This is a genomic window from Streptomyces iranensis (assembly GCF_017874715.1).
Classification (GTDB): domain Bacteria; phylum Actinomycetota; class Actinomycetes; order Streptomycetales; family Streptomycetaceae; genus Streptomyces; species Streptomyces iranensis.
The window spans coordinates 55,664-68,316 of record NZ_JAGGLR010000042.1; the positions used below are offsets into that span (position 1 = coordinate 55,664).

Consider the following 12,653-nt stretch of genomic DNA (forward strand, 5'->3'; position numbering starts at 1 on the left):
ACGAAGGTGCATCGGCCCGTGTGGCGTGCATGTAAGCAAAGTGAAAGCGCGTGAAAAGTATCGGGACGTAGACTCCTCGGCACGTGCCCGGAGTTGTCTGAGTCCGGGTGTAAGAAGTGTTGGCACGGGGGTTCCACATTGATAAGAAATACAGGCGGAGTTCCGCCCTTGGCGGACACGGTGACGACCGATCCGCTGGAAACGGGGACGCGGCGGGCCGCCGCGATCCAGCGGCTGGACACCGAACTTCTGGTGGCCGCCGCCACGGCCTTGGCCGACCAGGCCACACGTAGTGTGAACGTCACGATTCCCAGTGATCGACGAGGTTTGTCGGAATTCGGTCCGGCGCTCCGCGTCATGGCGAGGACAGTGCGCCCGGACGTCGAATTCCGGGTTCTCTTCCCCTCTCGCGCTTTTGACGTCGAGGTCCTGCACCGGTTGACCACCGAGCGGGAGAACGTCGCTGTCCGAATTGCCGAGAGTCCACTGCAGGGCGTGGCGATGGCCGACTTCCGCGGCGCGTTGCTGTGGTCGCCGATCGCCCTCAAGGACGGAAGTGTGGTGCTTTTCGACAAATCCGCGGAGATCGGCGCACTGGGATCTCTCTTCCTCGGTGCGTGGGGAAGTGCGATACCGCTCGCCGAATTCCTGAAGCGGCGGGAGCTGGTCCGGCACGAGGACCAGCGGCAGGTCCTGGGGCATCTGCGGGACGGGCACACGGACCGGGTCGCGGCGCAGAAGATGGGCATCTCCTACCGCACCTATCGCCGCCGGGTCGCGGAGATCCTGGAGGGGCTGGGCGCGGAGTCCCGCTTCCAAGCCGGGGTACGGGCCAGTGAACTCGGGCTGCTGTCGCCGCTGGAGGACGCCCAATGACGGCTCTTCCTCTTCCCGCTGCCCCGATTTCCATCGGCACTCGTCTGCGGCCGCCCGCCTCACCGCTGAGCCGGGGCCCCGGCCCGGCCGAGGACGCCGGGGCGATCGTGGGCGAGGCCGGGCAGCATGTGTCCATCATCCTCGCGCTGCCCCAGGGGGCGCAGCGCGAGGTGCTGCGGTCGCTCCTCCCGGGGCTCCTGGCCCAGGCGAAACCGGATGTCCGGGTGCGGATCCTGTGCACCCGCCACACCTATGACCGTCGTCTGCTGCACACCGTCGGTGGCGACGGCGGTGGGCCGGAGGTGAGACTGGCCCGTCTCGATCCGATCGAGGCGGTCATGGCGGACGGCCGTACGGCCCTGGCCAATCTGCGGGCGGAAGCCGGCTCGCAGATCTTCACCACCCACGAGGTGCTGCCCGTCCAGGCGTTGCACACGCTGTTCAACTCCATCTGGAAGAAGTCGGCCCCGCTCTCGGCGCGGCCCGACTTCAGCGACCGCCGCCGCACCCGGCTGGTCGCCGAGATCCTCGGGATGCTGCGCGTCGGAGCCACCGACGAGGTCGCCGCCCGCGCACTGTCGATCTCCGTGCGGACCTACCGCAGACATGTCGCGGACATCATGGAACGGCTCGACGCCCGATCGCGCTTCGAGGCCGGGCTGCTCGCCGCCGAGCTGGACATGCTTCCGCCGCCGGTGGAGAGAGACTGACGGACCGCACCCGGCCGGCACCACCGGCCGGGTGCGCCACGGCCCTCACCGGCCTGCCGGACCTGCCCGTCCACCCGGATGCCTCATATCGCGGTACTCGTCCGGAAGCCGCTGCTCGGACCAGATGACCTTGCCGCTCGGGGTATAGCGGGTACCCCAGCGGTCGGCCAACTGGGCGACGAGGAAGAGACCCCGCCCGCCCTCATCCGCGGTGTCGGCATACCGCAGATGGGGGGAGGTGCTGCTGCTGTCGGAAACCTCGCAGACCAGCTTGCGATCGAGCAGCAACCGGACGCCGATGGGCCCGGTGGCGTGACGGATGGCGTTGGTGATCAGCTCGCTGAGGATCAGTTCCGTGAGGAAAGCGAGATCGTCCAGCCCCCATGCGGCAAGCTGCTCTCCAACGGCGCTGCGCATCTGTCCTACGGCGGCGGGGTCGCGGGGAACGTCCCAGCGCGCGACCTGATTCGGGGGCAGCACGCGAGTGCGGGCCACCAGGAGTGCGATGTCATCGCGGGAGCGGCGGGGCAGCCAGGCCTCGAGCAGCGCGGCGCAGGTGTCTTCCGGCTCTCCGTCCGCGCGGCTCAACGTGGAGCGCAGGATGTCGAGACCCTCCTCGATGTCCCGGTCCCGGTCCTCGACCAGCCCGTCGGTGTACAGCACGAGCCTGCTGCCTTCGGGCAGTTCCACCTCGGCGGCCTCGAAGGGCAAACCACCCAGGCCCAGCGGTGGCCCGGCCGGCAGCTCGAGGAACTCCACCGTGTTGTCGGGATGGACCAACGCGGGAGGTGGGTGGCCGGCCCGAGCCATGGTGCAGCTTCGTCCGACCGGGTCGTAGATGGCGTACAGACAGGTGGCCCCGAGGGTCGCATCGGAGAAGTCCGCGTTCTCCCGCGTGCGGTCGTCGCCGTCGATGAGTTCGTCGAGACGTGCGAGCAGTTCGTCGGGCGGCAGGTCCAGAGAAGAGAAGTTGCGGACAGCGGTGCGCAGCCGCCCCATGGTGGCCGCGGCGTGCAGGCCCTGGCCGACGACGTCGCCCACCACCAGCGCGACGCGCGCACCGGGCAGGGGGATGACGTCGAACCAGTCTCCGCCCACACCCGACTGGGCGGGCAGATAGCGGTGGGCGACTTCGAGGGCGTTCTGTTCGGGCAGGTCCCGGGGCAGCAGGCTGTGTTGCAGCGTCACGGCCATGGCGTGTTCTCGGGTGTATCGCCGCGCGTTGTCGATGCAGACCGCGGCGCGGGTGCCCAATTCCTCGGCCAGGGCCAGGTCGTCTTCCTCGAAGGGCTCCGGCTCCTCCGAACGCCAGAAGCTCACCACCCCCAGAGTCACCCCACGGGCGCGCAGCGGGACGGTGATGAGGGAGTGGATTCCGTAGTCGATGATCCGTTGAGCGCCCGCCGGGTCCTGTTCTCGCCATCCGTGGGCTCTGTGCAGCTCAGGCTCGATGACCGCGTCCCCGAGGGGCATGCCCGTGGCCTGAGGTGTGGAGGGGACGAAGTCGATCGGTTCGCCTGTGCGATGGATCGGAGGGTCGTCGTGGATGCCCCTCATGACGATACGGCGGAGCTGCTGCCCCGTATCCACCGGCTCGTCGCCGGTCAGGATGGGCTCGGCGAGGTCAACGGTGACGAAGTCGGCGAACCGGTCCACCGCCACCTCGGCCAGCTCCTCGGCGGTCCGCGTCACATCGAGCGAGGTGCCGATGCCCACGCTCGCGCCATACAGCACCTGCAGGCGTTCCCGCGCCGCTTCCGCCCGGCCGGAGAGCACTTGGAGTTCCGTGGAGTCACGCAGCGTCGCGACGCTGCCGGACGGACCTCCGTGCCCGTCCAGGGGCCGCTGATTGGCGGCCAGTACTCGACCGGCTACTGGATGTATCTCGTCGTCGGCCTCACGTCCCGAAGCCAGCAGCTCGGTAGTCGGCGGAGGGAGGCCGAGCTCGGCCACAGGACGGCCCACGGCATCCGGAGGAAGGCCGAGCAGGTGCCGTGCCTGGTGGTTGGCCAGCGACAGACGACGGTCGGCGTCGACGATGACGATCCCTTCACGTGCGGCGTGCAGGACCGCGTCATGGTGCTCATACAGACGGGTGATCTCGGACGGGCCGAGCCCACGGGTCTGGCGCAGCAGCCGGCGGCTGAGCACCGCCGCCCCGCCCGTGGTGATGGTCATGGCCGCGGCGGCGGCACCGAGTACGGCCGGCAGGTGCCGGGCGACCACACCGTTGACGTTTTCGACCGTGACACTGGCGCCGACCGCACCGCTCACGGAGCCTTTGCCGTCCCTCACCGGGACAATGGCCGTGAACAGCGGGCCGAAGGGGCCCGTGTACTTTCCCTTGACCGTTCGCCCGGCCAGGAGGGTGCCCATCGCGTCCTCCCTCGTCCAGCGCTGACCGATGAGCTTGGGCTGAGGGTGCGTGTAGCGGATCCCGTCCCGGTTCACGACGACGAGGGCCCCGACACCGGATGCCTTCCTGGCCGCCTCGGCCCTCGGCTGCAGCACCGCCGTCGGATCGGGTGACTTCAGGGCCTTCGCGACTCCTGGGGAGCGGGCGAAGCCCTCCGTTATGGCGAGCGAGCGGTCGGCGGCGTTCCTCTCGGCATCGCGCTGGACGGTCAGCACCAGCAGGAAGACGGCGCCGACCGCCAGCAGCATGATGATCGCCACCTGCAATATGAACAGCTGGCCCACCACACTGCGCACACTCAGTAGCGACCGCACCCCTTTCGGCTGCCTGCGCATGGGGCCGCCCGAGGGCGGATCCTCCGACGAGGGCTTTGATCGACGGAGATCTTCCATCGCAAGATTCCCATCATTCATCGCTTAGGCAGAAATTGCGCTATTTGCGATAGTTCCATAGATGTTCGCGAGGTGACGCATGGCTGCCCTCAGCTGTCTCCCGGTAGCCCTCCGAGGGACGCGGAGCGCAGGCGTATGCGGGCCGGGTTGTGGAAATCCGTGTCGAAGACCGCGATGTCGTGGCCGAACCCAAGGGCGAGTGTCCCGTCCCGCCCGAGGGCCATGCATGCGACGGGACCAGGCATGGTGAGCTCGTCGACGCAGGAGCCGTCCCGCAAGTCCCAGACCCGGACCGTCTCGTCCCAGGTGCCGCCGCCGGTGACGGCGACGGCCCGGCCGTCGAGTTCTCCGACCGCCACCGCGGTGACGCCACGACTGTGCGTGGTCGAGATGTGTCCGATCTGGCGTCGCCCGGCCAGGTCCCACACCCGCACCACGTTCTCGACGCCACCGGAGAGCACGATGGTGCGGCCGTCGAGCTCACCCACGGCGATCGACTTGACCTTGTGGGTGTGTCCGACGAGGGGCTGCCCGATCTCGCGCTGCTCGACGAGGTCCCACACCCGCACCTGGAGGCCGATCCCGCTGTGGACGGTGATCGGGCGGCCGTTCAGCTCCCCGATGGCCACGGCGTCGCCGCCGATCAGGTCGCCGGCGGGGAACCGTCCGATCTCGCGTTGGCCGGCCAGGTCCCAGATCCGTGCCGTTTTGTCGAGGCCGCTGGCGGTGATGGCCACGGGAAGATCGTCCAGTTCCCCCACCGCCATGGCGTTGACGCCTGCGCTGTGTCCGGTGAGGGGCCGCCCGATCTGGCGCTGTCCGGCCAGGTCCCACACCCGCACGGCGCAGTCGCCGAAGCTGTCGCCGGTGACGGCGATGGAGCGGCCATCCAGCTCACCGACCGCCACTGCCTCGACATCGCTCCTGTGGCCGGTGACAGGGTGGCCGATCCGGTGCTGTTCGGCGAGGTTCCACACCCGTACTGTCTCGTCGCCGCCGCCTCCGGTGACCGCGATGGGGAGGCCGTCCAGTTCAGCCACTGCCACGGCGCTCACGTCCTGGGCGTGTCCGATGAGGGGCCGCCCGATCTGGCGCTGCTCGGCCAGGTCCCACACGCGCACGGTTCCGTCCCACACGCCGCCGCCGGTGACGGCGATGGCGCGGTCGCCGAGTGTTCCTACCGCGATCGCGTTGATGCCCTGGGTGTGTCCGGTGAGGGGTTGTCCGATCTGGCGCTGCTCGGCGAGGTCCCACACCCGCACGGTGCAGTCGCCGGAGATGCCGCCGGTGACGGCGATGGTGCGGCCATTGAGTCTCCCCACCGCCACGGCCCCGATGCCCTGGGTGTGTCCGGTGAGGGGTTGTCCGATCTGGCGCTGTCCGGCCAGGTCCCACACCCGCACATGGGGATCGCCGATGCCGCCGGTGACAGCGACTGGACGTCCGTCCAGCTCTCCTACCGCAACCCCATGGACGCCTCGGCGGCAGCCAGTCGCGATCTCGGCGAGAAGCCGGCACTCGGCCAGGTCCCACACTCGTACCGTCTCGCTCCGGTGTTGTCCGGTGACGGCGATGGGGCGGCCGTCCCACTCTCCCACCGCCAGAGTGCCGGCTCCGCCGAAGTCGCGGCAGCGGCCGATCCGCCGTTGTTCCGTCAGATCCCACACCGGAACATCGGCGCCGATGAAGCCGCCCGTCACGGCGATGGGGCGGCCGTCCAGCTCTCCCACCGCCACCGCCTTGACGCCTCCCCGGTACGTGGCGGAGAACTGGCCGAGTAGTTGTTGCTCAGCGAGGTCCCACAGCCATAACGTGCCGCTGTTGTATCCCCCGACAACGGCGACGGGCCGGTCGTCGAGTTCGGTGACCGCCACCGCGCCGACACCGTGTTCATGGCCGGTGAGGGTGCCGATCGTGGCCGTGGGGAGGGAGCTTCCGGTAGCGAAGCGGACGCGCCAGGCGGGTCCCGCAGCGTCCGTGCCCAGCCGGGACTGGGCGGCGTTGAGCTGGTGTTGGAGATCCCTGGCGCCGAGTCGGGCGGCGTCGAGCGCGAGGATGCGGCAGCGGGTGCCGGGGTGGGCTTGGCGGTGCTGGTGGTTGGTCATGCGATAGACGACCGCTGTGAGGTGCCCCTTCTCGGTTGTGGCGTGGGGCAGGGCCGCCAGCAGGGGGCCGGGCTCGGCGTGGAGGAGGAAGCCGACGTCTGCCAGCAGATCATCGAGTTGGTGTGCCTGTGCGGCATGGCCGGCGAGGTGGGTGCGGGCATAAGGGGCGGCGGTGGCCCAGTCGCGCCGCCCGTCTCGCAGCGGTGCCGCGGCGGTGAGGGCGTCGGCGATGGCTCGTTGCGGCTTGTGGGCGGGGCACTGCTCGCGCAAGTGCTCGTCGAGAGCGTTGTGATAGAGCCGGTAGGAGGGCTGTTCGCCGTTGTCGCTGGAGCGTTCGATGAGGTAGTTCGCGGCCCCGTGGAATACGGTCTCCAGCTCGCCGAGGCTATGTGTGCGCCCGCGGTGGAGGGCGTCGGCGATGGTCAGCCAGGAGTCGTCGCGGGTCAGGCCGTCGCCGCGGGCGAAGGCCAGCGCGGTCAGCAGGCGCCGCACCAGGGCCGTCTCGGGACCGCAGGCGTCGAGATAGGCGTCCATGGCCTGACCGATGGTTTCGGGGAGGCCGTGTTCCCACGCCGGGTCGTCCAGATCGAGCGGTGGTGTGGCGGGGTGGGTGAGCCAGCGGGTCGCCAGTTGGGCGATGAGGAAGTTGTAGCGGGCCTTGCGCGCCACCGCGCGTCCGATCTCGCGCAGCTCATGGCGAGGACGGTCGCGATACCGGGCGGATTCGCCGTCCTCTCCGGTGAGGCGGCGTTCGGCGTAATCGGCGATGTCGTAGTTGCGCAGGAACTCGTAGGACTCGAGGTCGACGCGGGGTGTGGTGCGGCCGAACGACTCGAGGACGCGGGCGCGGTCACTGCCGGCCGGGGCCGTACGCACACCGGCCAGTACCCGCGCCACCCGACTGGTGGCCAGGTTGCGCAAGAGCGCCACGATGCGCAGGGCTTCCTCATGGGTGGCTGCTTCCTCCAGCGCGTCGGCCAGCACGGTGAAGGCCCGGCCGTCGGTCTGGCGGCGTTCCCGCAGCGCGACCAACAGCTCCTGCGGAGTCGCGGCCTCGACCCCGGAGGCGGTGGCCAGCCGCTCCACCACTTCGTCCCGCGACATCCCGGTGACCTGTACGGCCACGTCGAAGGCGCCATGGGGCGGCCGCGGGCCGCCGGTGGGCACGCTGCTCGCGAGGATGGGATCCGCGGCGACCAGCAGGTGGGAGAGCAGTGCGGACTTCCCCGTCCCCGGGCCGCCCGTCACCACCAGCGCCGGCTGATCAGGATCGGCCAGCCAGTCACAGATCCTCTGACGAGCCGCCTGCCGTCCGGAGAAAAACCAGACACCGCTGTCGGACTCGACCTCCGAACCACGAGCCCGCGGAAGCCAGTGAGTCTTCAGAGCCGGATCCAGATCCAGCCGCCAACCGACCCTGAGCTCCAGCCACGGCCACAGCGCACGGAGATAGGACACGGGCAGCAGGTATGGCTTGCCGCGCTCATCGCGGGACACGTAGATCCCCACCACCGCGTCGGCGTCCTGGTCGAACACCGGCGCCCCGGAGAATCCGGCGTCGGGCAGCGCCTGACCTGTGTCGCCCGGCTCGACGTCGATCCACTCACCGGCGGGACCGCTGGAACCGCCCAATCGTCCCCGCGCTTGTCCAGCCGCGGGGCGGCCTCCTGGGAAGCCATGCGCCCAGAAACCGTGACCGTGCGGCGACGGCCTGCACGCCAGCGGCGCCGGTGTCAGCGCGACCGGCTCGACCAGTCGCAGTACCGCGGCATCCCCGGAACCATCACAGGCGATGGGTTGCCGGCCCACGACCGTCGCACGGCGAGTGGTCACACCGGCCGCGAAGGGGAACTCGACGAGGACTTCGCCCCGCGCCTGCTGCCCGGCGCCTGCCGCGGCCAGGGGCCGCCCGGCCTGCTGACCCACTACGTGGGCACATGTGATCACGTGCCGCTCGTCGACCAGCACGCCCGCCCCGGCGACCGTGTCGTCCCCGCGTGGCAGCCGTGCCAGCCATGGGGGCCGCTGCGCCAATCGCCCTACCCGGGAGACGGGTTGACCGGGTGTCGTGTGATGGTGGAAGTGCACTCCGCCGGCGACCGAACCAGCCTGCACGACTACTCCGCAGACGTCTCCCGCCACCGTGTTGGACGTGACAGCCCCGCCGTCGTCCCGCCCTGTACTCATCCGCAGATCATGGCCCGCTGCCACAGCCCGTGACAAGCCGGACACGCTTCAGGGCGGTCCGGCCCTGACCCCCCGCACCTCTGCTGACTGGCTGACTCCGTGAGGTCCGGGGCTCTCAGGTCTTCGGCCGCACCGGACGCCGGGCGGTAAAGTCTCTAGAGTGCATGATCGTCGGGTAGTGCGTGCAGGGCACTGCAGATGGTCGAGGGGGCTGTTGTGAGGGTCGAACTTCCGCCGGAGCCGGTGTACTTCGTCAACCGCGACGATGAGCGGGAACGCGCCTTGCGCGCCGTGACGGACTGGCGGAGCCGTTCCCGCCCGTTGGTCCTGGCGCTGAGCGGGCCAGGCGGCTTGGGAAAGACGGAGTTGGCTGTCCTGATCGCCCGCACCCTGGGCGAGCGGTTTCCCTTCACGGATGGTGTGCTGTCCGTCGATCTGGACAACTTCCGCGCGGACGGCGTGCTGGACCCCGGTGATGTGCTCTCCCAGCTGCTGGATTCCCTCGAGGTGCTGCCGGACCAGGTGCAGGCCCAGTACGCGGCTCGGTGCCGGCAGTACTGGAACAGGACCTCCGACGCGAAACTGGTCCTCCTGCTGGACAACGCTCGCTACGCCTCGGAGGTCGTTCCCCTGCTCCCGGCATCGGGCGCCAGCGTGGTGATCATCACGAGCCACGGTCCACTCCACGATTTCGAGGCCGGCGCCGCGGTGGATCTGGTGCTGCCGCCATTGGAGGAGCGGGCGGCGACGGAGCTGCTGGAGCTGATCGTCCGTGACCACCGGCTGGCCGCGGATCCGGAGGCGGCGCGGGCGGTGATCCGGTTGTGCGACGGCCTTCCCGCGGCGCTGCACGTGGCCGGCCGGTGGGTGCGCACACACCGGCTGCGTCCGCTCTCCCGTCTCCTCGCCGATCTCACGGCCGAGCTGGACGAGAAGGGGGTGTCAGGCGTGGAGCGGATCTGGGACACGGCCTATGCCGATCTGTCCCGCCCGGCTGCCCTCCTCTACCGGTTGCTGGCGCACCATCCCGGTGAGACGTTCACACTCCACTCCGCCACCGCGATGTCGGGGCTGGGACTGGAGGATTGCCAGGACGCCTTGGAGGAACTGGACCGGGCCGGGTTACTGGACCTGCGTCTGCTGTCGCTGACACAGGCCGGCCAGCTGAGGCTGGCCGGGCCGCTGCGCGCACACGCCGTGCGCCAGTCCCGCCGCGAGGCGGCGGAAGGTGAGGTGGCCGAGGCGCAGATGAGGCTGGTGCGCTGGTTCGTCCGGCAGGCTCAGCTGGCCGACCGGTTCGCCGCCGGTCGCCGGCTGACCGTCGTGGACCTGTCCGATCCTGTGCCCGGTGCGCCGGACGTTCCACTGGAGGATCCGGAAGCGGCCGTGGACGACGAAGTCCGGGCTGAGCACGCCGCACGCGCGGCCCGCTGGCTCGAGGAGGAACGGCATGTGCTGTTCGCCTGCTCGCGCCTGGCCCACGGCCGTGAGATGGACACCGAGGTCGTGGCCCTGTCCGAGCCCGTGTGGACGCATGCCCTGGACCATCCCCACCAGTCCGAGGTCATCGAGGTCTTCCGGCGCGCCGTCGACTCGGCGGTCCGGCACGGGGGGAACGCGGGATGGCTGGTGCGCACGCGCTGCCAGCTGGCCAGGCCGCTGTGGGAGTCGGAGGAGCTGAGCGAGGCCCAGGAGCAGATCGACGGCGCGATGTCCGCCCTTCAACTCCTGGGGGACTCCGAACGGGACCGTAAGCTCGCCGCGTCGGCCGTTGAGCACTGCGGCATGCTCAAGGGCGTACGAGGCGAGTGGAATGCCGCTCTGGCCGACTTCACGGCCTCCCGCGATATGCACCGGGCGATCCCCAACCCCTACGGGATCCTGCTCCAGACGTATCGCATGGGAGAGGCGAGCGCAAAGGCGGGTGACCTTGAGACAGCGCGTCGTCTGCTGTCCGAGGCGCACGCCGGGTTCGTGGCGAAGAGGCGCGAGAGGCTGATCGGACGCTCCGCGTTCGCCCTCGCCGGCGTCCTGTACCGCCTCGGCCGGACGGACGAGGCCCGTGAGCTGTACCAGCAGTCGCTCGGGCAGGCCGACAAGCGGCGCTCGGGCTTCGACCTGGCACGTGTCCACGACGCTCTCGCCGAACTGGACACAGCCGAAGGGCACCTGGCCGAGGCCGAGGAGCACCGTGCGGCGGCCCAGACCTTCCGGCGGCGCAACGGCCTGGTCTAGATCACCTGCGCGGCTTCGGCGTCCGTGGCCGGGCGGAGGGCGATGCGGAAGGTCCGTGCTCCGACGAGGCAGTTCATCACGGTGTGGCTGTCCGGGGCGGGCTGCGGGGAGACCAGCCGGGCGTGTACGGCCGACAGCGCGATGGCCGGGTCGATCTGTACGACCCGGCCTCCTTCGGACCGGGGTTCGACCTGGGCGGCGTACATCTGCTCATGACCGCGGTCTCTGAGCAGGCACCCGCCGGACGGCAGCACAGCCGCCGCCGAACGGCAACCCGGGTAAGCGGACAGGGCATGCCGGGTCCACCCGTCGGCGGTCCAGGCCAGGTCCACGGGGGCGGCGGACGCGGGGAGCGGACGACGGTACAACAGGCCCGCGGAACGGGCGAGCTTTTCGGCGGCGGCGCCATGCTCCACGGCCAGATGGTGGCCGGGCGGCCCGATGCCGGCCGGGTACCGGGTGATCCGGACGCCGGCCGTGGTGGTCGCCACATGGACATCGAACGCCGCGGGGACACGTGTGGCGGGTCCGGGCGAGGGCAGCAGCCGGGGTGTGACGTCGCAGGCGGGCGGCGCAAGGCCAAGCAGGCCGTAGACCTCGGTTCGCAGCCGGTCCACGGCATCACCGGCGGGCGCGAACGCGGCCTGTGCGGCGGTGTGCCCGGGACCCGGCCGGTACGCCCGCAGTGCGTCGGCGATGTCCTCGGCTCGTCCCAACTGAGGTATTCGGCCGAGGAGTATGTCCATCGGACTGCCGGGGATCAGCTCGCCGCCGCCCTGGTGGACGCTCACGACGGGTCGGTCCTGGGCGGCGCAGTAGTACAGGGCGACCGATCCGTGGTCGGTGACCAGGGCGTCCGCGGCGATCAGGACGGAGGCCCACTCCTCGTGCGGATCCGGCAGGATCAGTCCCGCGTCGAGGGCCTGCGCGAGGCGTTCGGTCAGCTCGTACGTCCCCAGCAGACTGCGCTCATTGGGGTGGACAACGAGCGCCAACTGGTATTCGTCGTAGGGCAGTTGGGCCACCAGCTGGGCAGGTAGTCCGGGATGCCGCCGGACGAGGGACTCGGGCCCCCAGGTGGAGACCAGGACGAGCAGCTTACGCGCCCCGGTGCCCAACGCCGCCCGGTAGCCTTCGCGGAGGGACGTCGAGGCGAGGACGCGTTCCAGAGTGAGATCGCCGATCACCTTCGCGCGCCGGGCGGCCCGCGGGTCCGCGGCGGCCAGCCTGGCGATCTGATCGGGGTGGGCCAAGGCGTGCAGCGCTGCCGGAGCGTGGTCGTGGGTTCGCCGCAGATACGCCGGGTCCAGTCCGGATGCCGAGTCCGCCGAACCTTCGCCGTGGATCGACTTGTTGAAACCCGCGCCGTGCGGGATGAGGACGTGTGGGCCGCGCAGCAGCCTGAGGTCGCCCTTCGGGCTCGCGGCGACGATCAGGTCGTACGAGCGACCGCACGCTTCGCTCCACGGCACCGTGCGCCCCCCGAGGGCGTCGATCGCGGAGAAGGCGTCGGCTCCGAAGTCGGAACCGGGGACGAGGGTGAACAGGCGGGTGATCCTGGGGTCTCCGGAGAGGACCGGAAGAACGTCGAGCAGGCGGTATAGGGCAACGGCCGACCGAGCCGCGAACAGAACCGTTCGCCCGTCGCCCGTCGCCCGTCGCCCGTCGCCCGTCGCCCGTCGCCCGTCGCCCGTCGCCCGTCGCCCGTCGCCCGTCGCCCGTCGCCCGTCGC

At 70.3% G+C, this 12,653-nt stretch carries 6 protein-coding genes; 3 read left to right on the forward strand and 3 right to left on the reverse strand.

Annotated elements, in window-relative coordinates:
- Positions 1-168: 168 nt before the first annotated feature.
- Positions 169-876 (forward strand): helix-turn-helix transcriptional regulator, encoded by a 708-nt coding sequence (locus J2Z30_RS47270; RefSeq protein ID WP_052701765.1) that lies wholly within the window; start codon positions 169-171, stop codon positions 874-876.
- Positions 873-1,586, forward strand: coding sequence for a helix-turn-helix transcriptional regulator (locus tag J2Z30_RS47275; RefSeq protein WP_052701766.1), 714 nt, complete (start codon positions 873-875; stop codon positions 1,584-1,586). Before J2Z30_RS47270 ends, J2Z30_RS47275 begins: the two co-directional genes overlap by 4 nt.
- Positions 1,587-1,631: 45 nt before the next feature.
- Here J2Z30_RS47275 and J2Z30_RS47280 read toward each other — a convergent pair whose 3' ends face one another.
- Positions 1,632-4,337, reverse strand: a complete 2,706-nt coding sequence (locus tag J2Z30_RS47280; RefSeq protein ID WP_209469145.1) for a SpoIIE family protein phosphatase — start codon at positions 4,335-4,337, stop codon at positions 1,632-1,634.
- 146 nt (positions 4,338-4,483) lie between these two features.
- A complete protein-coding gene (locus J2Z30_RS47285; RefSeq protein ID WP_078957093.1) occupies positions 4,484-8,686 on the reverse strand; it encodes a trypsin-like peptidase domain-containing protein in 4,203 nt (1,400 codons plus the stop codon).
- Between the two features lie 216 nt (positions 8,687-8,902).
- Here J2Z30_RS47285 and J2Z30_RS47290 point away from each other — a divergent pair, with 216 nt between their 5' ends.
- A complete protein-coding gene (locus J2Z30_RS47290) occupies positions 8,903-10,921 on the forward strand; it encodes a tetratricopeptide repeat protein (protein ID WP_107073416.1) in 2,019 nt (672 codons plus the stop codon).
- Here the strand turns inward: J2Z30_RS47290 and J2Z30_RS47295 are convergent.
- Positions 10,918-12,516 (reverse strand): translation initiation factor 2, encoded by a 1,599-nt coding sequence (locus J2Z30_RS47295; protein WP_078957094.1) that lies wholly within the window; start codon positions 12,514-12,516, stop codon positions 10,918-10,920. The genes J2Z30_RS47290 and J2Z30_RS47295 overlap by 4 nt on opposite strands.
- Positions 12,517-12,653: the final 137 nt, after the last annotated feature.

What these genes read in the sequence shown, in the direction of transcription:
- J2Z30_RS47285 (WP_078957093.1), bottom strand. Translation starts at nt 8,686, where the DNA reads ATGAGTACAGGGCGGGACGACGGCGGGGCTGTCACGTCCAACACGGTG.
- J2Z30_RS47275 (WP_052701766.1), top strand. Translation starts at nt 873, where the DNA reads ATGACGGCTCTTCCTCTTCCCGCTGCCCCGATTTCCATCGGCACTCGT.
- J2Z30_RS47280 (WP_209469145.1), bottom strand. Translation starts at nt 4,337, where the DNA reads ATGCGCAGGCAGCCGAAAGGGGTGCGGTCGCTACTGAGTGTGCGCAGT.